This window comes from Desulfoluna butyratoxydans, assembly GCF_900699765.1.
GTDB lineage: Bacteria > Desulfobacterota > Desulfobacteria > Desulfobacterales > Desulfolunaceae > Desulfoluna > Desulfoluna butyratoxydans.
Window position 1 is genome coordinate 22,768 of the sequence record NZ_CAADHO010000008.1, and the last position, 24,801, is coordinate 47,568.

Genomic DNA, 24,801 nt, shown 5'->3' on the forward strand with positions numbered 1-24,801 from the left:
TGATTTGAAATATTCTCTGTTTCTGTTTCACGCCCTTGTCTTCCTGTTTTGTGTCCGTCCCTGCGCAGCCTCATCGTGCCAGGATTTTGCCGACTCAGGATGCCGGATCCTCATCGAAGCCAACAAGTCCTTCGTTAAATTGACGGACAAAAAGGTCACCAGCATCTCCGTCGCCAACCCGGACATTGCCGATGTCAAGCTCGTCACCCCGCGCCAGGTACTCATCATCGCCCAGAAGCCCGGGTCCACGAACCTTGTCCTCTGGTACGGACAGGGCGAAGAGAGCCGGGCCGACGTCTACGAGGTGTCCGTCTATCTTTCGGATAAAAAAATCGATTTTATCCGGTCCCAGCTCAAGGCCTTTGTGCCCCATGCCAGGGTGCGCGTCACCCGAAGCCAGGACGGCGTAACCCTCTCCGGGTCCGTGGAGAGCCAGCAGGAACTCGACAGGGTCCTCACCGTGGTCTCCGCCCATGTGCTCAAGATCACCAACCTTATCGAACTCCGCTGCGCCCAGCAGGTGCAGCTGGAGGTGACCATCGCCGAGGTCTCTCGCACCGGCCTCAAACGCATGGGGCTGGGGTTTCTCGTGAACCAGTCCCTGGGGATCAGCGTCTTTGAAAACGGGTCGGCCTCGGCCAACATGGCCCGGACCAACACCGGTTCGCAAATCTCCGCGTCGGCATCCAACATCACCTCCCCCTTTGCTTCAGCTTTTCAGATCGCCGTCACCAATGAAAAGGGAAATGCCTCGGCCATCCTGAGCATCTTAAAGGGCCAGGAGCTCATGCGCCTGCTGGCAACGCCTACCCTTGTCACCACCTCGGGCCAGACAGCCAATTTTGTGGTGGGCGGAGAGTTTCCCGTGCCCGTGGCCGGAGAGTCCGGCCAGATCTCCATCCAGTTCAAGGAGGTGGGGGTCAAGCTCAACTTCACACCCACCATCATCGACAGCGAGGTCATCTCCCTGGTGATCAAGCCGGAAATCAGCTCCCTGGATTACACCGTGGCCGTCAAATCCGGGGGTGTGTTTGTCCCGGGAGTCAAGACCCGCAAGGGCTCAGCCACCCTTACCCTGCGGGACGGCCAGAGTTTTGCCATGGCCGGCCTCCTCAAGGAAGAGAGCTCCCGAAGCGTCAAAAAAGTACCGGTGCTGGGAGACATCCCCGTCATCGGCGGGATCTTTACCAGCAAGGAGTACTCCAAGGAAGAGACTGAGCTGGTGGTGATGGTCACCCCCAGGCTGGTAAGGCCATTAAACCCAGACGAACGGCCCACCCTGCCCGGGGAGACCATGCATGACAGCATCAGCGACATGGATTTTTTTATGCTCAACCGGCTCTCCTACGGCACCTCCGCCACCAGGCCCTCCCATGAAGAGGGAGACACCCAAAACCCCCATGTCTCACGCCCGCCTGCCCCTGTGTTTGTGGGGGATGTAGGGTTTGCAAGGTAAGAAATGGCACACAAACTCCAAGGATTGATCATTGGCAACGGACACGGTGCGGAAAAGACCTTTGCAGCGGATCTCCACCCCCTGATCCAGGTTGAGGTATCCCGCGGGGAAACCGCCCTCAAGACATTGGTTCACACCGTAAACCCGGATGTGCTTTTTGTGTTCGCCCATGGGCCCCATGGCGCAGGCCACCCGGAGCTCATCGAGGTCATCGACGAATTCCCGAACCTCGTCACCTTTCTCATCGCAGACACCAAAGACCCGGACCTGATCAGGCAGGGCCTTCGCACAGGCGTCACCGATTTTCTTGTCTACCCCGAAGAGCGGGACACCCTGCTGCCGGCCATCCTGTCGGCCCTTGCCCGCACAGGCAAAGAGTCCCGGGCCGGGTCCGTGCTCTCGTTTTTCAGCGCCAGGGGCGGCCAGGGTACCACCACCCTCTCCCTGGCCACGGCCGATCACCTGGCCAGGACCACGGATGCCGGAGTCCTTCTTCTGGATCTGGACCTCTATTGCGGCAACACCGCAGGGTTCATGGACCTCCCGTCCCATTTCTCCCCCTTCGACCTTCTGGACAACCTGGAGAGAATGGACGCCAACCTGCTCTTTTCCTCCATCCCCAGGCATGAAAGCGGGTTCTACGTCCTGAGCACCACCAAGGAGATCGGCGACGCAGAGAGCCTGAGTGCCTCGGATATCGACAGCATGCTGAACCTGCTCACCCACTATTTCGACCACGTCATCGTGGACCTGCCCCATGATTTCTCGGGTAAAACCGTCGGCGCCCTCAAGCAGACCGACCACCTGATGCTGGTGAGCAGCCAGGAGATCCCGGCCATCAAGGCAACAACAAAAACCCTCCGGCTTTTGCAGGACCTCTTCTTCGATGAGGAGAACCTCCACGTGGTGGCCAGCAGGTACAGCACAAGGCACGACATCTCTTCCGATCACATGGAAGAGATCTTTGGCTTTCCCGTCTGCGGAACCGTTGCCCACAATCGAAAAGTCTGCCACGAGGCCCTGATGGCAGGCAAAACCCTGCACACCATGCAGCCCCACGCCAACATCTGCCGCGATGTGGAGACCCTTATTCACCGGGTCCTTGGGGGTAAGGTTCCGTCCCGCCCACGGGAAAAAAGGCCCTGGCCCTTTCGCTTCAGGCCCGCGGTCCACCTGCGACCGACCCGTGCAGGAGCCGCATCATGACCTTAAGGGACCGAATCCGACAGGGCACAGCCGACGGCCTGAACGCAACGGCATCCAACGCCATGACCTCCGAAGCGTTCTATGCCCTCAAGTCCGGCGTCCACCAGAAACTCGTGGAACGGCTGGACCTGCACACCCTCACCGACCTCCCCAAAGAAGCCCTGGCCGCGTCGGTAAAAACCGCGCTCCTGGACATCACCGCCTCGGACAAGGTCCCCCTGAACGCCCGGGAACGCACCGTCCTCATCTCGGACATCATGGACGAGATCATGGGCTTCGGCCCCATCGACACCCTGGTCAACGACCAGACCGTCCAGGACATCCTGGTGAACGGCCACGACAAGGTCTACGTGGAAAAAGAGGGCATGCTGCACCTGACCCCCATCACCTTTCGAGACAACGACCACCTCATGCAGGTCATCGACAAGATCGTATCGGCCGTGGGAAGACGCATTGACGAGGCCTCTCCCATGGTGGATGCGCGCATGCCCGACGGCTCCCGGGTCAACGTCATCATCCCGCCCCTTTCGTTAAGCGGGCCCCTTCTCTCCATCCGAAAATTCGGGGCCGTGCCCGTGTCCGAGGCCATGATGCTCGCCAACCAGACCTTCACAAAGGAGATGATGGCCTTTCTCCGGGCTGCCGTCCACGCCAAGCTCAACATCCTCATCTCCGGGGGCACCGGCGCGGGGAAAACCACCCTGCTCAACGTGCTCTCCGCCCACATCCCGGACCATGAACGCATCGTCACCATCGAGGACAGCGCAGAGCTCAGGCTCAACCAACACCACACCCTGAGCCTGGAATCCCGGCCCGCCAACATCGAAGGCAAAGGCGAGATCACCCTCACCGATCTCGTCAAAAACAGCCTGCGTATGCGCCCGGACCGCATCATCGTGGGGGAGACAAGGGGGGCCGAGGTCATGGACATGCTCCAGGCCATGAACACGGGCCATCCGGGTTCCATGAGCACCATCCACGCCAACTCGCCGTCCGATGCCATCTCACGCATGGAGATCATGGCCGGCATGAGCCACGCTTTTTTCTCCGAAGTCTCCATCAGGCGCCTCATCTCCCAGGCCATTCACATCATCGTTCAGCTGGCGCGCCTGGCCGACGGCAAAAGGCGCATCACCTCCATCTCAGAGGTCATGGGCATGGAAGGGGACACCGTCATCACCCGGCCCCTGTTTACTTTTGAGCAGCAAAGCATGGATGACCGGGGCGCCATACGGGGAATCTTCAAAGGCGAAGGCCACACACCCCGGTATGCCGACCACATCCGAAGCTTCGGAATCCGCCTGGATCCCGAGGCCTTCTCCACGTCCCTGGAGGTGTCGCCATGAGCCTTTGGATTCCGGTGCTCCTTGTGGATGCGGGCCTCTTTGCCCTGGCGTTTCACTTTTTCAAAACAGACCGCAAACGCGGGAAAACCCGCACACTCATCCGCGCCCTTAAAAAGGAACCCTCGCCCTCGGCATCCCACGCCCCGGCCTTGAAAAATAGCCCCCGGAAAATTGCCGCAGAAGAGCTGGTTTCCGCCCTTTTTGACCTGTCCAGGCTGGAGTCGATCCTTGTCACCGCAGGCGTCACAACCTCCCCGGAACGATTTGTGTTGTGGGCCGCAGGAGCCGGTGTCCTCCTGTTTTTGCCCCTCCTTCTGATCACCCGACAGCTCGCGGTGGCCACGCTCCTTGCAGGTACAGGAATGGCCCTGCCCTTTGGGGTGGTCATCTGGAAAAAAAGGCAAAGAGAACGGCGCCTCGTGGAACAGCTTCCCGACGCTCTGGACATGATCGTGCGCTCCCTCAAGGTGGGTCACAGTGTGGACGGGGCCCTCAAAGAAGCCGGCAGGAGCTTTCCCAATCCCCTGGGGCAGGAGGTCACCCTCATTTACGAAGAGATCGCCATGGGCCTCCCCTTCAAACAAGCCATCAACCACCTTGAAGAGCGCTTTGCCGATGTGCCCGATATCCGGATTTTCTGCGCCGCCTTTATCCTCCAGCGCGAAACCGGCGGAAACCTGGCGGCCATCCTCTCCGGCTTGTCCACCACCATCCGGGAGCGGTTTCAGCTGGAGCGGCAGATCAAGGCCCATTCCAGCGAAGGACGCCTCAGCGCCCTGGTCATCGGCCTCTTGCCCCCGGTCTTCGGGCTCGTCACATGGCTGCTCAACCCCGGTTACATCCGGACCCTTGTGACGCACCCCACGGGGCAGCACCTGCTCGTGGCAGCGGTCCTTTTTGAAATCACCGGGTTTGTCGTCATGCGCGCCATGACAAAACTCGACGTCTGAGGCCAAATCAGCCGTCTATGTTCCAAAAAGGCCCCGAGGAACACAAAGATGCCTCCGGCGGCCCTGCCGGGGGCCAAACTTTTGAAAAGTTTGACAAACAGATTTTGCTCAATTTCGCAGAATCCTTCGCGGAAGCTCTGCCCCTGAGGAACGAAGGGAGAGGGCTTTCGCAACCTGGGGTCCAGGGGACCATCCCCTGGCCGCCGGAGGCAGGTTTTTCCTGGCTACTTTAACCATAGAAGGCAATGCAGTTAAATCAACACTGGGCAAGTGGTGACAACGTATCTTGTAACGTCGAAGCTTGCGATCCAATGCGCATAAACCATCAGCGTCCATATCGGGCGCAGCCCGAGCCGAAGGCCCTTGCGCTTTGGCCCGAGGAACGAGGGACAAAGCGCAAGGGCAATATGCTTTCGAGGTGGCTCACCTCGCCGCCGGAGGCATTGCTTTTTTTGTCCATACCTCACGACACATACGGAGCCATACGCTGTGACCCCTTCCATCCTGGCAGTCATCACGTTTTTATGCGTCACCGTCCTTCTGATGATTCTCTACATCAGGCTGGAGGTGGCCTATCTCCGCATGCGGCTCAACCGACGTTTCAACGGAAAAAAACGCGGCCCCAGGCACAAGGAAAAAACTCTGGAGGAGAGGCTCTGGTTCAAACTCACTTACCCCCTGGGCCGCTTCACCACGCCGGATGACGAGGAGGCCCTCTCTGCCCTGCAAGTCCGTCTCAACCACGCAGGATACAGAGACTCCTCGGCCGTGGCCCTCTTCTTCGGACTCCGGGCAGGACTTGCCGGATGCTTCGGGGTGCTGGCTCTGCTCTGGGCCCTGGGCAGCGGCGGTTCGCCCCTTTTGGCCTTTCTTCCCGCAGGCATGGGCTACCAGGCACCGGCCTGGGCCCTGGCCTGGAAAATAAAAAAGCGGAAAAAAGCCATATTCCGAGAACTTCCCGACGCCCTGGACCTTCTGATCATCTGCATCGACTCCGGCCTGGGCTTTGACATGGCCATTGCCCGCATCAGCGGCGAGTTTGCCTCCATCACCCCCACCCTCGCTAAGGAGTTCGAGCTCTACCTTGTCGAAACACGAAGCGGGTTGCCCCGGGCCCAAGCCCTCTCACACCTTGCAGTACGAAACGGCTCCTCATCCCTTGGCAGCGTGGTGACCGTTCTGAACCAGTCCGCACGATTCGGCACGGACATTGCCGACGCCCTGCGCACCACCATCTCGTCCATGAGAAAACAGCGAAAACAACTGGCTGAGGAGAAAGGAGGCAAGGTCGCCGCAAAGCTCACCTTTCCCCTTGTGGGCCTCATCATGCCCGCCCTGATGATCATCATCCTCGGCCCGGCCATCATCAACCTCATCGAAAGGTTCAAGCATGGATTTTAGCCAGACAGAAAACGATGCCTCCGGCGGCAAGGTGAGCCGCCTTGAAAGCGTATTCCCGCTGCGAGCTGCCCCTCGTTCCCCGGGTCACACCACAGCGACATCCTTCACAAATCTGCGTATCAACTGTCTCTTGTTTGTCGGCTGCCTTTTGCTTGTCGGATGCGCCGGGAAGACGCCCCCAGCCTTCTCGCCCGACGACGCCATGGCACGGGGACTGTCCCCGGCCATGACACAGAAGCGCCCCGAACCCAACCACCTCGCCCTGGCAAAGGACATGATCAGCAAGGGGTATCACGACATTGCCCTGGTCCAACTGGAGAAAGCCCTGGCGATGAGGGGAGAAGAAGCTGAAATATACCACCTCATGGGCTGCTGCCACCGGGAGAAAAAGGACTACGACAAGGCAAAAACCTGTTTCGGCAAAGCCCTCACCCGGGAGCCGGACTACGCTCCGGCACACAACGGTCTGGCCATGACCCTGGACCTCACCGGCAACCCCGGGGCGGCCCAGGCCCACTACCGTAAAGCCATTGAAATCAACCCGGCGCGCCCCGATGTTTACAACAACATGGGCTTCTCCCACCTGTGCGCAGGAAACCTCGACCTGGCCCAGGACTGCTTCACCCGGGCCATCGCCCTTGACGACACCTTTTTCCTGGCCCGGCACAACCTCGCCATCTGCCTGGGCGTGGCAGGACGAGAGGCCGAAGCCATGGCCCTGCTGAGCAAACTCATGAAACCTGCCGAGGCCTTCAACAACATGGGCGCCATCCACGCCCTGGCACACAATACAGAGAAGGCAGCCGGCTTTTTCGAACAGGCCCTTGCCATGGACCCCACCCTGTCCGCCGCCCAGAAAAACATCGCAGCAACCAAAGGAGCACCCTGAACCATGATCCCCTTTTCCAAAGATTTTGCCGTTCCCCTCTCCTTTGTGGCCATCCTGCTCGCAGGTTGCTCAGCACCGAAGCACATCTCCCCTGAGTTCGGCGAATCCTTTACCAAGGCCTTTCACGCCCAGGTCATGAACCCCGACGCACCGATCAATCGCGCCCCCGTCACCACCATGCCCGGGCCCCTGGCAAACGCCATCTACAAAAACAAGTACGAGCACCCAATGAAAGAGATCGACTCAGACTCCGACTCCAAGGATAACAACACCGACATCATGGCCGATTGATATCTCACAAACCCCATGGTTGATTAGAGATAAAAAGCCTCCGGCAGGGGTGCCGGAGGCATAGCACTCATGAAATATCCGGGATAGGCTGAATCGTTACGAAAGATCCACCGAAACGGAGCGCCCCACTCCGGCGCGGCTTTTTAGTCCGTCGTTACCCGTGCCGCACAGGAGTGCGGCGCTCCAAGGGACAAGGGTTTCCGGAAGGGTGATGCCAATACACCGATCGCCCAAACGAGCATCAAGTCCGGATATTTCATGAGAAAACAACCATCCAAATGTAAAATGTCATGATTTCTGATGGATATAATAAAAATGTCGGCTATTTTGGAAATGCAAAATGTAAATCGACGTTTGCTGTTTGATTTTCTCACCCTTCGGGCGAGCCGAGAGCACCCATCTTCTGCGTTATCAGAGCTTTGAGGTAAACCACTACATCTGCAGCTCTGATGCCTTGAACATGGGTGCACTCGACTCGTGAAATATCCGGGCAAGGCCGACGTGTGTTTGAAAGAACCGTGCATATGGAAAAAAAAGCAATCACGACAAGCCCCCCCAAAAAACACGAGCAAGGTTCCATCGTTCTTGTGGTGGCCTTTTTCATGACGGCCCTGTTGATGATGCTCGCCCTGGTCATCGAATCCGGCTATCTCTTCAGCGAAAAACGAACCCTCCAGAACTGCGTGGACGCCGCCGCCATGGCAGGGGCCCTGCACCTCTGTGACGGAGCCCCCGAAGCCCGTGCCCGCAAGGTCCTTGTCCAGAATCTTTTTCCGGGAAATGAAGCCGTGGAGGATCCTGCCGTTGATGAGGACTTGCCGCAAAACCACGAAGTGGAGATCACACGGGGATACTACGATGAGAACGACGCCTACGATGACTTTCTCGTCTACAAAGAATTTGCAGCCGAAGGAGACCCTGATTTTCCCGCCGACGAGTACGTCAACGCCGTCAAAGTGTCCCTGACTGTCAGAGAATCCCTTCTTATGGGAGAGTTGGAAAAGAAAAAAAATGTCGACGTCCACGTGGCTTCCGTGGCGTTTCGGCGGCGTTTCGGTATCCTGGCCCACGGGGAAAGCCAGATATCGGACATTCGAAGCCAAGACAATTTTCGCAGAGATCAGCTTATATTCAGAAACATGGGCAGCGTTCATGCAAACGGCGATGTTGCATTCATAAAGCCGGTGGAGTTAACCGGTAACACCCTCGTCACCGCAGGAGGAAAAATCATCAACTGCCGCTCAGGGCTCCAGGGAGCACGACCAGTTCTGGATGTTCGACCCATTGACTGGGACTATTTAAGGGCCAACGGCATCGTGTACACCGTAGATCAATGGCCTGAAATTGACGGAGATTATGATTGTAAGTCAGAAATACCTGTCGAACACGGCAATACCCTCTACCGCCATGGGCTTAATAATAAAACTGATTATGTATTCGGCCTCCATCGTGGAGACCATAATGGCCAAATATACTATTTCAGTGCTGAAAACGCTGATGATGAGGCGACTTTGTTTCTTTTCTCAACGTGTAGCGACGACGATTACGATGCCTATAATTTTACTGTTGCCTCTGAGCTTAAAATTGACTTTGACGCAAAGGGAAATGCCCTTCATTTCACCATGGGAGGCGTCGGTCATGACAGCGCATACATATATTGTAGAAAAGATATCGGATCGCCTGAATACGGCGATTCAAGCCGCATTTTTCTTGATGGGTATAAAGGAGTTGTGTTCCGAACAGAAAAAAACTTTTCTGTTAAGTACGTTGACACAAGTTGGAATGGAGTTAGCACCCATGAAAATTTTTTGAATATCATTGCACAGGGGCAGATCGTGTTCAGAGGACACAATTCTGGCATATTCTCATCAGAAAAGAACTACATCAACGGCACCTTCGGCCCCCCCTGCAACGCAGCCCTTCTCATGCACGGCCGCCTTGAGATGTCCCACGATAAAATCCATTAACCCCAGCAAATGCAAAAAACCACGGCCCGTAGGGTGAATTATGCACCATGGTCAAGAGGCAACAGCCTTCCATATGCCATCGGCATAAGCACGCCTGGAGTCTCCGGCCAACCGAGACCTCTTATTTGCCCTTATCATTCAAGTCAGTCCATTCCCAGCATTCACCCCGACACCACCTTGGCAGGGGATTCCCCCCGTTTCCGGGCAGGAAACTGCCCGGTGCATATTTTCTTGAACTCCGACGGGGTATAGCCTTCGAGTTTGCGGAACACCCTGCAAAAATAGGATTGATCATTGAAGCCCACCTGATAACAGGCCTCCGACACGTTGAGGTTGTCCGCCATGAACAATTTTTTCGCCACGTGGATTCGCCGCATATTGAGGTACTCTTTAAAGGACATGCCTGTCTTGTCCTTAAAAATCCGAGAAAAATGAAACTTGCTCATGCCGTTGGCCTTGGCAGCCTCCTCCAGGGTGATGGGATTCATAAAATTCCGGTCGATGAAATCAATGGATTTTTGGACCTCCAGGGCGGCGCACCCCGGCATGGAGGGGCCGGGGCCTTCGGCGGCTTTTCCCTGGTACAGGCTCTGGTAGGCGGTCCAGACCCTGTCCAGGGACATCTTATAAAAATAGGTCTTCAGCGCAGGGAACGTCTCCAGCATCTGGTGAAAGGCTTCGCGCCTGGCCATGAGCACAACCCCGGGAATGGCGCCCACGGCGCTGGCAATGGACATCCCCTTGGGTTCAAAGGACATCAGCCCGAAAAAATCCCCGCGCCGAAGGGAGCCGAAGGAGAGATCCCCTCCGGTAAACCGCTTGATGCGAAGCTCAATGCTCCCGGACACCACAAACCCAACCCAGGTCGCCACCTCGTCCTGCACCACCAGCTTCTCCTTCTCGGCGAACCGATAGGACTGAAACGCCGAGACCACGCGATCAAGGGCCTCAGGAGAAAGCCTGCCGAAGGGCAGGTGCCGTTTCAACAACTCTCGTTCATTCATCGTGCTACCTGCTTCAAGAAATCCCATAAAAAAACCCCATACCGATGCATGCATCGATATGGGGAACCGTTTTCATCCTCACCACAGACTCACACTCTGCACAAGACCTTCCTCGAGGTCTTTGGAACGATCATGGATCATTCCTTTCCGTGCCGATACATCCAGGCAGGTCTTCTGACTTCCCCCCCTTTCAACGGCCTTCCCGGTTTGACCCAGTGGCACTACGCGTTGAAAGGTTTGCAGGAGTTACAGCGGCGGGACCGTTCCCGATTTTCACGGGATTCCCTCTTAGCCCGGGCCTCGGGAGATCACGAGACCAGGGAACCTGAACGTCAAACTAATTTTTAGGTTGTATCAATCTATATTTATGCAGCGTAAAGACATGACATCGGAGCCCATCCCCTGATGCATGCGGGAAATATCTCATCCGCAGGGCGTGTATCGTACCAGGCAATCTATTTCATCACCTGAGTAAATGAAGTTATAATGATCCTGCCGTTGATTTGTCAAGGAGAAAAGAAGCGCACAGACCAAAGATAAATTTCGACAAACACAGGACAATCCTTGCGTTACCGACAAGCGTCACCCATTGTTTTCCAAGGCAAACACGTCAACTGATACAACGGCCTGTGACGTCGTGATTTACCCACCATATGACTGCAGCGAAAGGCCCCGGCGAAGGTCACTCGTCCAGCGAACATTTACCACGGTCCTTTTTCCCTTGCACTCCCCGTTCCACACGCTCTATATAAAACCGAAACGATTCAACGTAAGGGCCACGCCCGAAATGAAATACATGCATCGGCGTGCACCATCGGTGAATTCTCATCACCGCTCAAACGGCCAACACCGCGGTGTGTATCATTTTCTTTGGCCAAGTCGTAACCTTTGACCTGCAGGAACCGTCTTCATGCGCACCCCCCTTGTTTTTGCCCTGGCTCTTTTGTTGTTCCTTACCCCGTCTTCCTTTCCGGAGGCCCACCCCCATGTCTTCATCACCAGCCGGATGAACCTCTGCTTCGAGGCAGGGCAACCGGTTCGCCTGGATGTGGACTGGGCCTTTGACGACGGCTTTTCAGCCATGATCCTGGAAGACTACGACACCAACGGTGACGGAGCCTTCTCCCCCAAAGAGCTGACCACCCTCAAATCCGAGGCCTTTGATTACCTCTCCGAGCAGCACTACTTCACCTTCATCACCCACAGCGGCACCAAAAACCACCCCGTCACCATCGCTTCCTTCAACTGCGAGGCACAAGACGGCATCGTGGTGTACCGCTTTTCGATCCCCATTGCCCCGCAGCCTGAAAAGGGAGAACCTTTGCGGCTCAGTCAGTACGACCCCACCAACTACTCGGCCCTCTTCCTTTCCGAGGATGCCCCCCTCAGCTTCTCCGGGGATGTGCCCCAGGGCATGGGTTTTACCTTGAGGGAGAACACGGAAGAATCTTATTACTTCGGCATGCTTCACCCCATCGAAGCCGTTGTGTCCCTCTCCGGTAAGGAGTAACACCCATGACCCCACGCATCCGCTCTGCAGCCCCTGCCCTCTTCACCTGGGTTCTTTTAAGCCCCCTTGCGGCCCATGCCTTCGGCCCCCCGGACACCGCGCCGGGCCTTGGGGCGCGCCTCATGCACAAGCTCATCCTCATCCAGTTCCAGATGCGAAGCGAGATGGCCGCCACCCTGAAGACCTTTGCCGCCGCCCCGGACCTTTTTGCCCTGGCACCGCTTTTGGGGCTTGCCGTCCTCTACGGAGCCATCCACGCAGCCGGTCCCGGCCACGGAAAGGCCGTGGCAACCGCCTACATGCTCCACGGAAACCGCAAGGCCAAAGACGGAGTCCTCTTCGGCAACATCGTTGCCTTCAGCCACGGCCTTTCAGGGATCCTCACCGTGCTGTGTATCAAGTGGTTCCTTGAAATCCGCATGACCACCGGCCTCAAAGACGCCACCCGCCTCACCAGCCAGGTGAGCTTTACCCTTGTCATCCTCCTCGGGCTTTTTCTCCTGCTCTCCGGGATCTACGAAGCCGCACGGCCCAAGCCCCATCAGGAGAGTGCCCCGAAAGCCCGAGGCATTCTGGCCGCTGTTGCCTTCGGCATGGTCCCCTGCCCAGGCGTCGTCACGGTCATGCTCCTTGCCATGGGCCTTCACCTCACCTACCTGGGCATCCTCATGGCCTTTGGTATTACCCTGGGCATGGCCCTGACCATATCCGCCGCCGTGATCCTCGTGGTGGCAGGAAAAAACGCCGGGATGAAAGCCTCCACGACCCGGGGAAGACGCCTCCCGGGAATCCTCACCGCTGTCTCCGGCACGGCGCTCACAGCCCTGGGAGCCTTGATGCTCACCGGGCTTTAACCCTGATGAGGAGCAGAGCCCATGGACTCTTATCTCTCGAAACGCCTCGCAACCTATGACAAATGGCTCAAGGCACGCAGGATCTCTCATTCATCACGGGTGATTCCCGTCTCCGAATCGGTTCAGGAAAAGCAGTGGGTGCTCCCCACAGAGCAGGTAACGGAGATCGTGCGCACGGCAAGAGTCGTGGCGGTTCAGGCATGCGAATGCAGGGTCCGCTACAAACGGTGCGACAACCCCTTAGACGTTTGCCTGCTCTTCGACGAAATGGCCGAGGCATGCATTGAAAAAGGGGAAGCCCGCCGTGTTGAGTTTTCTGAAGCCAAGGAAATCCTGAAACACGCCAACCGATGCGGCCTCGTTCACCTGGCCCTGTACGGGCCGGACCATGCGCTGTATGCCCTGTGCAGCTGCTGCCCGTGTTGCTGCCATGAGCTGCAGATCATTCGCGACTCCGGACGAAAGGAGCTCATCGCCCATTCAGACTATGTCGCCGTCACGCAGATGGACGATTGCGTTCACTGCAGGGAGTGTGTGGACCGCTGTGTGTTTGGAGCCCGAGAATTTGAGAACGGGCATATGATATTTCATCCCCACGCCTGCACAGGCTGCGGCCTCTGCGTCACCACCTGCCCCACCGGGGCCATCTCCTTGAGCGAGTCAACACGGCCCATGCCCCTTTCATCCCCCCGAAGGGGGTAAACAAAAAAACACCTCCCCGGGCCCCATGCCCGAAGAGGTGTTTTTTGTGCACGGGGCCGTAAACAACCGGCCCCGAGGGAGGGAATCATGTCTTGTTGTTCAGCGTCAGGATGCTCTCGGCGATCTTGACCTGCTTGTCGATGCCGCTGGGGTCGCTCACGATTTTGTAGAACTTAAGGGAGACGCTGGCCGTGCCCGAGATGGGCAGGTCCCCGAGCCAGATACAAAAATCCAGGTCCGTGTCAAAGGTCGCCGTGGTGCTGGCGTTGAGTTCCTTGTTCTCCACGGGCCCCCGGTTGACCTTGAACCCGTCGAAATTGCTGCTCCCGATCTGGAACTCTCCGTCCATGGGGTACTCCCCGCTGAACACAACCTTGAAAACCAGGTTTTCCGGAGCCGAGAGCTGGCTGTAGGCGTAGTGGGCCTGAAAATCCGGGGCGTCGCTGACCTGTGCCGCGATATCAATGGCCACATCCCCGTTCTCATCCGGGGCAACCGATGTCATGGCTGCGTAGCTTGCCGTCTGCTTACCGGCCAGGCTGAAGAAACTTCCCGTGGCCCCGGCGACCACGTCAATTCCCTTGAACCTGATGGTTGCGTCTATGGTATTCATGGCCTTCTCCTTTGCGTGTTATAGGGTCGAAAGAGTCATGGCATGCCCTGCCTGTCGTTAAATCAGGTCAAAGTTGATGTTGCCGCACTCCACCTCTTTGCCGATGGGGATGTCCCGGGACGTGGCGTGAAGCTCGTTGTGGGCCAGCCACTCCAGAACCTTGGGGTGGGGCTCGTCATGCATCATGATGGGCAGGGCCGTTGTGTAGAGGCTCAGGGTGTCGTCGTCGGTGACCTCGTTGATCTTCAGCTGCCACTTGGTGTTGGAGTTGGGGGGGATGCCGTTAAACCACACGCTCACGGAAATGTTGGTCATGAACTGGGCGGGCAGGTACCAGTGCCCCCCGATGTTGTCGTTGGGGTTGGTTACATCGGCTTTGGGCTTTGTGAGGGTGTCCACGGGGTTTTCGTAGCCAGGAGGCAGCTCGATAACCGTGCCGCTGGTAAACTGGAAGGACCATCCCACGGGCACGTTGGTGCACTTGATGTACAGGTTGTACAGGTGCGGAGGATCCACGGGGTCCCCGGGGATCTGGATTTTGTGGCCTGTGGTCTGGGTGAGATCCGGGCTGTCTGAAGCCACGTAGACCGTATTTCTCCAGGACCAGTTGCCCCTCTGGGCCAGCCAGTCGGACCAGGCCGCGGCGCTCTCGAAGTTATCCTCCGGCACGCCCACGGAAGGATCGATGGAGTCCGACGCCTGGGCCACGATGCAATAGTGGGTATTGGGATCCGGCGTGGTGGGCTCCCAGCGAAAGGCGTCTTCGGTGTTGGCAACGATATCGCCTTTGTTCTCCGCCTTGACCTTTACCCCGTCCGCGTTGGACGAGGTGCGCATGTAGTTGTCCTTCCAGACGGACGGCAGCAGGATCAGGTTGCTCTGGGCCCAGTAGGCGTGCAGGTACTTCTCCTGAACCGAGCTGCTGATGTTCTTTGCCCGGATGTAAAAGTAGTTGCTCACGTTGTTAAAGATCCGGTTGGAGTACCCGTTGCTGTAATTGGCCGGGTCCACGTACTCATCGGGATTCTCCGGGGGAACGGAGCCCGAGCAGATCACGTCCGGAGAACTTGAGGTCACTTTCCTGGGCAGGCTCCCGTCGTCGGATAATGAGGTTCTCAGGAGCAAGCCATCCCATGTTGAGTCTGCCATTTTGACGCCTCCTTGGTTGTCTGTTGGTGGGGTGAACCCCACATCACAATTGGTCTGCTTCGTACTTCTCGATCATGTAGCGCAACAGGTCCTCCCTCAGGGTGAGCAAGGCCTTATACTCCTTGGAGCCGTAGGTCTCCGCGGCGGTAAGAAACGCCGTCCACCAGGGTAAAACAGTCCCCAGCACACCGGCATCCGAAGAGTCCGTGCCCAGGGTCCGGGCCACGGCGCTGCCGATCTCTTCGGGGGTGGGCGTGTCCGTGTCCACGAGCTTTTCCACGATCTGTGTCAGCCACACGTTGAAATCCAGGTTGGCCGGGGGATCGATGTTGGGAGGCTGGGTCTCGGACTTCACGGGCTGGAATTTCGCCGGGATCCGGCTCACGAAGGTCACCCGGTACAAAATGCGCCAGCAGCCGTTTTCGGCAACCGACGCCTGCCTCAGGGCCACGGCGTTGGCATCCACGCTGTTGTGGAGCCAGTTGGGATCCATCACCGTGGAGAACAGGGTCTGGAAGTTTTCCTCGGACGGGGTGAGGTAGAAGGCAAGGTACCGGTAGCCGTCCACCTTGCCCGGTGCCAGCTCGGTGGTCATGCCGTCGAGGTGGGGGTTGCCGCCCTGCTCGCTCACGATGGGAGCCACCAGGGTGCTCTCCGCGTTGGCCGAGCAGCTCAGGTCAAAGGATTGGGACGCCTCCTTGGCCTTGGTGGCCGTCTTTTCAAGGCTGACGCTGAACATCAGGTCAAACTCGGCCAGGGGACCGATGGGCTTGTTGATCTTGGTCTCCACAAAAAGCCCGCCCCCGTTGTCCACCAGCTCCACCCCGGAGAAGGTCTCCGAATAGGTGTCCATCACCGAGGTCTGCTCTGCGTAGGTGGCCCCGCTGGAGGACCAGACGTAGGTGTTGACGATATTGCGGTTGGAGATCTTACGGGACCAGTCAAAGGCCGGGTTGTCCTTGATCTTGGCCGTAAAGTCCTCGATGGTCATACCGCCGTCTGTTGCAAACTGCTCGTAGTAGCCCTCCAGCTCCTTTTCCTTGCGCTCGATCTTGCGCTTGAGGGAGTACGCCTCCACTGGCTTGAAGTAACTGCCCCGGACCAGGTTGGCGTCCGGGTAATCCGGGTCGTTTTTCAGGCCGATCTTACCGTCCAGGGTGCCCTGCTTGATGTAGCGGTTGTTGATGGGAAAGGGGATGAGGTTCATGTCCTCGGGGATGTCTTCGTTGGGCACCACGCTGTACCGCACAGGCGTCCGCGTCCCCTTGATGGCCAGCATGTAAAGATCCGCGGTGCCGGACTTGACAATGGCCACCCCGGCGTTGTCCGTGATAAACCGGAGCCCCACGGCATCGTTGACCATATCGGAGATGCTCTCCCAGGATCCCCCGGGGCGGAAGGCGCTGATCTTGCTGATGGAGGTCCGGTTCTTCAGGGAGCTCTCCTGGATCGTGGAGTTGGCCAGTTCAAAGCTGTGCTTGCCGCCCCCGGAGATCCCGTATTCGAACAGGGTGGTCTCCGCCTCCACGCCCAGGCCCACCGAACTCTTCACATCCCCTTCGCTGATGATGCCCAGCTTGCTTCCGTAGGTCAGGCGGGAGCCGTCGTTCTGGGATGCGGAAAAGCTGTACTCAACCTCGCTGGCCTCGGTCATGTCCACGGAGGTGGCCCCGGCATAGTTGCTGTTGTCCGAGGCGGGATAGTTCCAATACGGGAAGGTCTGGTTCTCGCTGGGCAGCGGGGGCGCTCCCTCAATAAACCCGATGACCGAGGGCTTGGTCTGCACCTGGCCGATGTAGATGGTGTCCAGGTCCCCCACCTTGAACCCGGTGTAGAGCACCTGCTGGCCGCTTCCTTTGTCTTCATAGATATAGGCCCGCTTCATGACGCTGAACACATCCCCGTAAGCGTTGACCTGGAGGTCGCTGTACTCGATCACCGAGGGCTGCCCCGTGATGCGGGCCAGGGCCAGGGTCTTGATGCCGTTCAGGGCGTTGTAGACCACGGGCGCCTCATTGCTGATGGGAGCGTCCGAGGCAATCCAGGCCGGGCCCGTGGCAACGTCTGCCGGAACAAAGGTGCCGGTGTTGCCCCGTCCCGTCCGGTCCCCCACCTCCAGGCCCGACCCGCTGTCAAAGCGCCAGTAGGCGACAAGGTTCGTCTCCGCGCCGGAGAGGGTCCGGTTCATGTTGTCGGAGATCTGCTCCCCTGTGAGCTGGGCCTTCCAGATCCTCACCTCGTCCATGCCCCCCTTGAGGGGGTACCGGGACGCATTGCTCACCAGGGAAGTTCCCAGGGTAAAGGTGCCCTGGTCGCCGTAGCCGCCCAGATCCGCCACGGGCACGTGCTCCACGTTGAACTCCCCCCCGTCCACGTAAAAGACGGTGGTGGCGATCTCGGGGAAGAGCTGCCACAGCTCCCCGCTGGTGATGGTGGCGTTGTTGACGTCCTTGCTGTCAAAGGCTGTCTGCCCCTTCATCTCGGAAAAACGCCAGTAGGAGATCAGGCCGTCGGAGTTAAGGGGCGGACGGTGGGTAAGAAAGGCCTGACGGATCTCATCGGCCTCCAGCACCCGGTTCCAGAACCGCACCTCGCCGATCTTGCCGTGGTAGATCTGGTTGAGCTTGGGGGAGCCGCACAGGTAGAGGTGCTCGTCGGACTCCCTGGTCTGGACCGGCTTGTCGAAGTCCTCTTTTTTAAAGGAGCCGGACAGGGCACCGTCCACGTAGAGATCAAGGTAGACCCCGTATTTCTGGGGTTTGGCCGGCTGACCGTCCACGTACTCCTGATCGATGCTCCGGATCTCGGCGGTGGCCGTCAGGTAACCGGTCTGCCCCCCCGCGATGGCCGAAGAGGCCTTGACGGTGAGGGTGTGGGCGGCATCCCCCGACTCGATGGAGAGCTCGAAAAAGGCGGTGCCGTCGGGGTAGAGCCCCAGAGTGTAGCTCCCGTTCTTGGAGGCGATGATCCGGTAGATCCCCGCTTCCACGGCCGGTTTCACCCAGGCTTCCATGGCCCCTTTTTCAACAATCTTCAGGCTGGAATCGCCGCCGCAGTCCACGTAGTTTTCGTCGATCATCTCCAGGCAGAAGCCCTGACGGAAGACAAAGGCCGAATGGGTCCAGGCCTTGCTGCCGGTGTCCTTTGCCACCAGGGCCTCCTGATCGTTGGCCGCAAAGGGGCTCATGAAGAGCCCCCCGTCCTGGCTCCAGGAGGAGTTGTCCAGGTTCTGGTAGGTGCCGTTGTATTCGGAGCCCAGGTAGCTGGAGTTGCTGGCCACCATGGTGTCCAGGCCGTCGTTTAAGTTCAGGCAGACCAGGGGCGGGTTCACCACCTGGGAGACCCCGCTTTCGGCCAGGCGCTCCATGGAGATGGGATCCAGGGCCCGGGGCCAGAGGGCGAGCTGATTGATCTTCATCTGCATGCCGGTGTCCAGGTACCCGCCTCCGTAAAGCGTGCCCAGGGAGTCCGTGAAATTCTGGGTCACCGTGGCCGAGCCCTGGTTCTTCCCGTCCACATAGAGGATGATCTCCACCTCCGTGTCGCTGACGGTGCGCAGGGTCATGCCCACGGCCGTCCAGGTGTCGGTGGGGGCCGACCCGGAGATCCTTTTTGTCCCGGCAAAGGAGACGCTCAGGCTGCCCGAGGTGTCCGAATAGACCCGCAGGTACTCTTTCACCAGCTGGTTGGTGGTCATGCCGAAGAGGTCGCCGTCGTCCCGGGCCGACGAATCGATGCGGACAAACCCGTGGAGGGTGATGTCGTTGGGCGTGCCCTCGTTGAGGATGATGGAGGAGTAGACCGTGGTGCTGGCCCGAAAACTCGGCACATACCAGTTCTCGTACCCCATCATGTACTGAAAATCCTTGTCCGGGTTGTCCACGTTGCCGTGCACATGGTAGCTCAGCAGCTTTGAAATGGTCTCCCCGCCCGTGGGGGGAACAGGGCGGCCCCAGGCCTCCAGGGTGACATCGCCGTCAATGGCCAAAACCTCGCTGGGCATGTGCCCCCTGGAGACATCAAAGGAGACATAATTGGGGGACGAAGTAGTTTTGTTGACCTCCAGGGCAAAGCGGTTGGGCTCTTTGATCCATCCGCCGTCGGTCCCCTGGGTAAGGGCCGGGGCCTGGGCGGTGTTTTTCACCACGGCCACGGCGCCGTTGGTGGGCGTGGTGTCGGCCACGGCGGCAAAAAGCCCGGAGCCCTCGGAGAGCACCGTTACATCTGAGCCTTTCTGGCTCTTGCCCTGCTGCTGAATGGTGGCAGTGGTCCGGGCAAGGGGAACGACCCGGGACTCGGAGTCGATGTTTCCGGTGAAAAACTGGGCAAAGAGCATGGCCCCGGCCAGGATGTTCTCGGTGGGGGCCTTGCTGTCCTGATTGGACACGTGGGCCAGCAGCCCGTCGGTGACGGCCATGACCCAGGGCGCCACGTTGGCCAGGTACCCGTCGGGGTAGTGGCCTGCCTCGCCCTGGCCGTTGAGCAGGAGCGCCATCTCGTTCTGGTCCCGGCTGATCCCCGGAAACGCATAGCTTGCCCCCCCGGCCGTGACGGTCATGTCGCAGTCGGCCTGGCCTGTCCCGGCGATTTGCACCGCAAAATCAGTGATGTGGCTTTTCTGGACAAACACGGTCAAAAGGTTCGAGGCTTCGGCCCTCAGGCTCAGGCTGGCGTCCAGGTACTTGACGTCGCAGTTGGAAAAACCGGCATCGCTGTAGTCGTAGGAGGAGGCGCTGCCGTTCATCACGTCCACGAACTGCCTGGCCCCCACGGGCACTGCGGTCCAGGCTTGGGTGATGGACTGGCTCCCCGAGGGGTTTGCGGCCCAGTGATCAGGATTGATGGTGAGGTTGACGTTCACCGTGCCCGGGACAGCCGAGGCGTTGTCGATGATCTCCACCGAGCCCAGGGGCAGCCCGCTTTCAAAACGGGTCATAAAGACAAAGTGCTCCGGGGAACTTGCATTGTCCGAAGGAGCCCAGACGCCGGGATAAAGGCCCGCGTAATCAAAAAACACCGTGGCCCCGGAACTCAAGGTGCTGTCGTTGGGCGACCCCGAGGCATCCCCTGCAAAGACCGACACCAGACGGTCCAGGGACCTCGGGACCCCTTTCCAGGTCTCGGTGGTACCCGACACGGTATGGGTCATGGTGACATCGCAGTGTGCCGTGGAAAACGAGTTGGCAACAGAAATCGTGGCGCTGTTCACGTAGGAGCCCGGCCGCACGGCCATGAAGGTGACCAGGCCCTCCTGGCTGTCATGGGCGGCGTCCGCGGCCCAGTTGGCGTAAAAGGAGGCCCGGGAGGTATCCAGGGCGTAGTGCGCCACGGCAAACTCATCGGTGTCGTGGTCGGCATAGTAGAGGTGTACCAGGCCGTCTGAGCCTTCCATGAGGTAGGGAGACGATGCCGGGGTCAGAAAATCCGCCACCCCGGCGTAGATGCTCAGGTTGTCCTTGTCGATGACCAGCTCCCCGATAGTATTCGTGCCCAGCGGGCTGTTGGACGGTTCCAGGGTGGCGCCGTATACTTCGCCTTTCACCGTGGAACCCGAGGTGCTGTTGGGCGTCACCGGCGGCGACTGCCCGTAGTCGACCTCGTTGAACTCAAAAGAGCAGACCTCGCTTCCGCCCACGGAAACGACAGTCCTATCGATGAGCCCCACAAAGCCGCTTCCCTGGGCGCCAATGGATGAAAGGGCCGTGCCCGAGGGCTCGGCATCGGCGGTGACATCGCTTAAGGGAGCCCCGCTGCTGTTAATCGTCAGGGTAAAGGGGTTGGCCCCCTTGCCACTGTAGGTCACCTCCACATGGAACCAGTTGTTGACCGACACCAGGGGCTGAAGGGTCTGGCAGGAGATTCGTTTCGTTCCGTCACCAAACCCCACCTCCAGCCGCGCCCCGTCCACCAGGGCGAGGTAGGGGGCGGAGGATGCCTCGGCGCTGGCGTCAATGCTGCCGATGATAAACTGCTTTCCCGCGGTGGCGGCCTTGGGATAGATCCAGGTGTTGAACTGAAACGCCCCCCTGATCTCCAGGGGGTTGGGCGAGGGAGAAACAAGCCCCACCCGGGCAATGTCGCTGAAGGCCAGGGTGTAGTTGGCTTCGCTGATGAGGGAGGCCGTCAGCTCATCCGGGATATCGGCCAGGGTCCCGGCCGCCGACACCGCAGCGTCCACCAGGGCCGTGGAGACCGTGCCACCGTGGGTCCCTGCAAAGGCCATCATGAACCGGCCGGAGCGCTTAACGGAAGAGGTCTCCCCTTCGGGGCCCACCACCTTCTCCTGCTTGGTGTAAAAAGAGGCGGCCGGAGCGCCTGTCACATCAAAGGAGACATCCGACCCGTTTGTCACCTTCACCGAAAAACTCTTATCCGGGTGCAGCTTGTTGTCGGTGCCCACGGTTTTCCCGGTGAGGTCAAAGAGGTTGTTTCCATCGGCGGGAATGTTGTAAAGGTCGATTTTTTTGGAGGTGTTGTTGAGGACGGTGAACTGCCAGCAGAACCGATCCGAGTTCATCACGGGCAACAGAGAGACGTCAAACTCCCCTGCGGTCATGTCCGTCACCATGCTCAGCTCGATGGTGGGCTCAAGGAAGGGCTTGCCCTCGGGGTCCAGATACGCCTGGATGTCTTTTTCGTTGGCGGGCACATCCTCCTTGCCGCTCTTTTCAAAGCGCACCTCCCAAGCTGGCTGGAGGGAGAACTCCGTGACGTCGGGGTCCCGCCGCGACGGGCTGCTCACCAGGGTAAACCGGTTCACGTAAAGGGTGCCGTAGGTGGACTGGCGAAAAATGGAGATGTACTTCTCGTCGGAGACCACGCGAAAAGGAGCCTCGGCAGGCGAAATGGACAGGGACTCGGATTCGTCCAGGGTGATCAGGCTCATACCGGCGGGTCGAAGCTGTTTGGTGAACACGACGGGCTTGAAGCCGGTCCAGTCAAAGGCGTCGTTTTCAGAGGTGGCCTGCAGGTCCAGGACGTTGAAAAAGATCTCCTTGGAGCTCTCATCCGTCGTGTTCCTGTTTCCAAAAACCACGACCCGGCCCAAGTACGACAACGTGACAAGATTCTTGAAATAAACCGCCATGCCTTTGCCCTCCATAGAAAGAGTCCGACGTTGGGTTGTGGGTGTGCGTCGCAACAGTCCCGGCGCGTGTCGGCGCAGGGCAGCGGCCGCCACCATGCCCCACGCACCGACGAATTTCGCGAACAGATTATTTTTTTTGGGGTATTTCGCACTGTAGAACAATGAATCCCATCCCGTAAGTACCACCGTGGGCAACAGGGACCGACCCGCCACCGGCAGCCCCCCACCCCTATCGTACCGGGGCGAGGAGCCTTCATGGCAAGGCATCAGGAAAGTCTGCCGGGAGGTTTTTTATCTTAATCCGGGATATAAAACCGCAGGGTTCATTAAGGCTCGCGGAGAATTTCGCATCAGGCATGTTATCCGCGAAACAGGGGACACCGAGCGCCCCCAGCGCTGCAATAGATAAAGCAGCATTTAAACAGGTTGGGCATAAAAAGCATCACAGGACGTTGAAGCGAACTTAACTATTTCTCGTAAGCACTAACATAGATTATTTAACGAATCAATCATTAATCGCAGACAGAAATCAAATGCGTCATTCACGTTATATTTCTGGAATACTCACAGGACCCGTCGGGCATCGGCAGCAGCTATCACCCATGAAGGAACACCCCTCAAAAACAACAAATCCGGCAAATCCCTGACACCTGAAGGTCAAGCAATAAGAAAGTTAACTATTCAGGACACACCATTGCCCCATACTGAGTTAACATGTTAGTTTTATGAACACATAAAAAAATGACTCTCCTACCTTCATCAAGGAGAGCCAAGCAAAAAACATCACAGGGAGCCGCATCCATGACAACGACACAGAAGATCTTGCTTGCATCGGGTATCCTCCAGTTTGCACTGGCGATTTTTCAAGCAGGAATAGCCTTCTCCCCCTCCCTCAGTCTTTACTTCGGAGCCCCGGAATCCCTGGTGGCCAATCGAGTAACCCTTGCTGGAACGAGCTTTTTCGTGAGCGGATTCCTGATCCTGTTCGGGTTCTACGCTCTGTCCGGGGCCGGAACCGTCAGACGCCTGCCCTGGTTGCGTCAGATGCTGATCATCATCAGCGGAATCTATATCCTAAGGGGCCTTGTTCTCATTCCCGAGGTTCTCGTCATTGCAGGGGTTGTGGTGACGTCCATCCCCATCGCGCCGAGGTTCGTGGTCATGTCCGCGGCCGCCCTAACCGTGGGAGGCCTCTTTGCGGCGGGCACCGTCGGTGGCTGGGCCACCCTCAGTCCCGGTGGCGATGCGACTCCATAACCGCCACAAAGGAGTCCAGAACACTGGTGCCCCCCTTGTCTGCCCAGACCGCCGCCACCTCAATCTCCGGTAAGGGTTCCACGATGGGCAGGTAGGTCACCCCTTCACGCCCCAGGCGCCGGGTGGACTCCGGCACCGGGCTCACCCCCATACCCGCGGCCACAAGGGCTATGGCCGTAAGGCGCCGGTTGGTCTCCTGCACCATGCGGGGTCTCATGCCCGCCCGGGTAAACGCCCGGACAATTTCGTCATAGAGCGCGGGCAGGTTATCACGTTTGAACATAACCAGGGGCTCGTCGGTGAGTTCCCCGAGACTGACCTCGGATCGACCGGCCAGGGGATGCCGGTCCGAGAGGGCCAATACATAATTTTCCTTGATGTACGTCTTCTTGCAGAGCCCGCTTAAGTCCTGATTGTGGTACCGGATAAACCCGATATCCAAGGTGCCGTTCCTTACGGATTTCAATTGGTAATTGGTGGTCATCTCCTTGAGTTCCAGCCGAACCTTGGGAAACCGTTGCTGAAAGTCCAGGATCACCTCCGGCAACAGACTCTGGTTGATGATCACCACAAAGCCGATGGAGAGCGCCCCCTCCTCACCACGGGCCATGGCCCGCACGGTATCGCCCGCCCGCTCCAGCCTTTCCAGGATGGCTTTCGCCTCTTCCTTAAAAAAAACACCTTCCGGGGTCAGGGCCACCGACCGACTCGTCCTCTCAAACAACTTTGCCCCAAGCTCTTCTTCCAGCTGCTTGACCTGCTGGGACAAGGGCGGTTGCGAGATATTCATGCGACGGGCCGCGTTGCCAAAATGCAGCTCCTCGGCCACGGCCAGAAAGTATTTCAGTTGCCTCAGCTCCATACACGATTGCTCCTTCGCTCCCTTTGAAGCCGAGAGAGGTTGCCTCAAGGGAAGATCGATTTGAAGTTCATATGAATCACCACACAAACATATATTAGACGTATCAATACACCACATTGTATGTAAGGAAGCAACCCAACCTGGATTTTCATGAGAAAACCATCGAATCATGGCGATGAGATAAAACGCGACATCTGCAGCCCTTACGCCTTGACTATGGAAACACTCGGCTCGTGAAGTATCCGGGCAAGACCATG

The 24,801-nt window shown here is 58.4% G+C and carries 17 protein-coding genes and 1 riboswitch; of the genes, 12 read left to right on the forward strand and 5 right to left on the reverse strand.

The window, feature by feature from the left end:
- Positions 1 to 4 precede the first annotated feature (4 nt).
- The 8 genes from MSL71_RS19270 (at position 5) to MSL71_RS19305 (ending at position 9,506) form a co-directional block, all read left to right on the forward strand.
- On the forward strand, positions 5 to 1,456 hold the full coding sequence (locus tag MSL71_RS19270; RefSeq protein WP_180143579.1) for a type II and III secretion system protein family protein: 1,452 nt from the start codon (positions 5 to 7) through the stop codon (positions 1,454 to 1,456).
- Positions 1,457 to 1,459: 3 nt separating this feature from the next.
- Positions 1,460 to 2,662: a CpaE/TadZ family protein gene (locus MSL71_RS19275; RefSeq protein ID WP_180143581.1), complete on the forward strand. Its 1,203-nt coding sequence runs from the start codon at positions 1,460 to 1,462 to the stop codon at positions 2,660 to 2,662.
- A complete protein-coding gene (locus MSL71_RS19280; RefSeq protein WP_180143583.1) occupies positions 2,659 to 4,008 on the forward strand; it encodes a TadA family conjugal transfer-associated ATPase in 1,350 nt (449 codons plus the stop codon). Before MSL71_RS19275 ends, MSL71_RS19280 begins: the two co-directional genes overlap by 4 nt.
- Positions 4,005 to 4,958, forward strand: a complete 954-nt coding sequence (locus tag MSL71_RS19285) for a type II secretion system F family protein (RefSeq protein ID WP_180143591.1) — start codon at positions 4,005 to 4,007, stop codon at positions 4,956 to 4,958. The genes MSL71_RS19280 and MSL71_RS19285 overlap by 4 nt, the downstream gene beginning before the upstream one ends.
- Before the next feature lie 489 nt (positions 4,959 to 5,447).
- On the forward strand, positions 5,448 to 6,359 hold the full coding sequence (locus tag MSL71_RS19290) for a type II secretion system F family protein (RefSeq protein WP_180143594.1): 912 nt from the start codon (positions 5,448 to 5,450) through the stop codon (positions 6,357 to 6,359).
- A gap of 226 nt (positions 6,360 to 6,585) precedes the next feature.
- The gene (locus MSL71_RS19295; RefSeq protein ID WP_180143596.1) at positions 6,586 to 7,248 is read left to right on the forward strand and encodes a tetratricopeptide repeat protein; all 663 of its coding nucleotides are present in this window, start codon (positions 6,586 to 6,588) and stop codon (positions 7,246 to 7,248) included.
- Positions 7,249 to 7,251: 3 nt separating this feature from the next.
- The gene (locus tag MSL71_RS19300; protein WP_180143598.1) at positions 7,252 to 7,539 is read left to right on the forward strand and encodes a hypothetical protein; all 288 of its coding nucleotides are present in this window, start codon (positions 7,252 to 7,254) and stop codon (positions 7,537 to 7,539) included.
- Positions 7,540 to 8,063: 524 nt separating this feature from the next.
- Positions 8,064 to 9,506 carry a pilus assembly protein TadG-related protein gene (locus MSL71_RS19305; RefSeq protein WP_180143601.1) on the forward strand — a complete coding sequence of 481 codons (1,443 nt, stop codon included), beginning with the start codon at positions 8,064 to 8,066 and terminating at the stop codon, positions 9,504 to 9,506.
- A gap of 161 nt (positions 9,507 to 9,667) precedes the next feature.
- Here MSL71_RS19305 and MSL71_RS19310 read toward each other — a convergent pair whose 3' ends face one another.
- Complete coding sequence (locus tag MSL71_RS19310) at positions 9,668 to 10,510, reverse strand: helix-turn-helix domain-containing protein (protein WP_180143603.1); 843 nt, start codon at positions 10,508 to 10,510, stop codon at positions 9,668 to 9,670.
- Positions 10,511 to 10,657: 147 nt separating this feature from the next.
- Positions 10,658 to 10,854: riboswitch (cobalamin riboswitch) on the reverse strand.
- Positions 10,855 to 11,420: 566 nt separating this feature from the next.
- On the opposite strand from MSL71_RS19310, the gene MSL71_RS19315 reads away from it, so the two are divergent.
- Genes MSL71_RS19315 through MSL71_RS19325 form a run of 3 tightly spaced genes read left to right on the forward strand, consistent with a single transcriptional unit; the run spans position 11,421 to position 13,576 of the window.
- On the forward strand, positions 11,421 to 12,020 hold the full coding sequence (locus MSL71_RS19315) for a DUF1007 family protein (RefSeq protein WP_180143605.1): 600 nt from the start codon (positions 11,421 to 11,423) through the stop codon (positions 12,018 to 12,020).
- Positions 12,021 to 12,025: 5 nt separating this feature from the next.
- Positions 12,026 to 12,874: a HoxN/HupN/NixA family nickel/cobalt transporter gene (locus tag MSL71_RS19320; RefSeq protein ID WP_180143607.1), complete on the forward strand. Its 849-nt coding sequence runs from the start codon at positions 12,026 to 12,028 to the stop codon at positions 12,872 to 12,874.
- Positions 12,875 to 12,895: 21 nt separating this feature from the next.
- Positions 12,896 to 13,576, forward strand: a complete 681-nt coding sequence (locus MSL71_RS19325; protein ID WP_180143608.1) for a 4Fe-4S binding protein — start codon at positions 12,896 to 12,898, stop codon at positions 13,574 to 13,576.
- Positions 13,577 to 13,661: 85 nt separating this feature from the next.
- On the opposite strand, the gene MSL71_RS19330 is transcribed toward MSL71_RS19325, so the two are convergent.
- Genes MSL71_RS19330 through MSL71_RS19340 form a run of 3 tightly spaced genes read right to left on the reverse strand, consistent with a single transcriptional unit; the run spans position 13,662 to position 22,425 of the window.
- Positions 13,662 to 14,189 (reverse strand): hypothetical protein, encoded by a 528-nt coding sequence (locus tag MSL71_RS19330; RefSeq protein ID WP_180143610.1) that lies wholly within the window; start codon positions 14,187 to 14,189, stop codon positions 13,662 to 13,664.
- A gap of 57 nt (positions 14,190 to 14,246) precedes the next feature.
- Positions 14,247 to 15,338 carry a hypothetical protein gene (locus MSL71_RS19335; RefSeq protein WP_180143612.1) on the reverse strand — a complete coding sequence of 364 codons (1,092 nt, stop codon included), beginning with the start codon at positions 15,336 to 15,338 and terminating at the stop codon, positions 14,247 to 14,249.
- A gap of 43 nt (positions 15,339 to 15,381) precedes the next feature.
- A complete protein-coding gene (locus MSL71_RS19340) occupies positions 15,382 to 22,425 on the reverse strand; it encodes a LamG-like jellyroll fold domain-containing protein (RefSeq protein ID WP_180143614.1) in 7,044 nt (2,347 codons plus the stop codon).
- Between the two features lie 801 nt (positions 22,426 to 23,226).
- On the opposite strand from MSL71_RS19340, the gene MSL71_RS19345 reads away from it, so the two are divergent.
- Positions 23,227 to 23,682 carry a hypothetical protein gene (locus MSL71_RS19345; protein ID WP_180143616.1) on the forward strand — a complete coding sequence of 152 codons (456 nt, stop codon included), beginning with the start codon at positions 23,227 to 23,229 and terminating at the stop codon, positions 23,680 to 23,682.
- Here the strand turns inward: MSL71_RS19345 and MSL71_RS19350 are convergent.
- Positions 23,654 to 24,544, reverse strand: coding sequence for a LysR family transcriptional regulator (locus MSL71_RS19350; protein ID WP_180143618.1), 891 nt, complete (start codon positions 24,542 to 24,544; stop codon positions 23,654 to 23,656). The genes MSL71_RS19345 and MSL71_RS19350 overlap by 29 nt on opposite strands.
- Positions 24,545 to 24,801 lie beyond the last annotated feature (257 nt).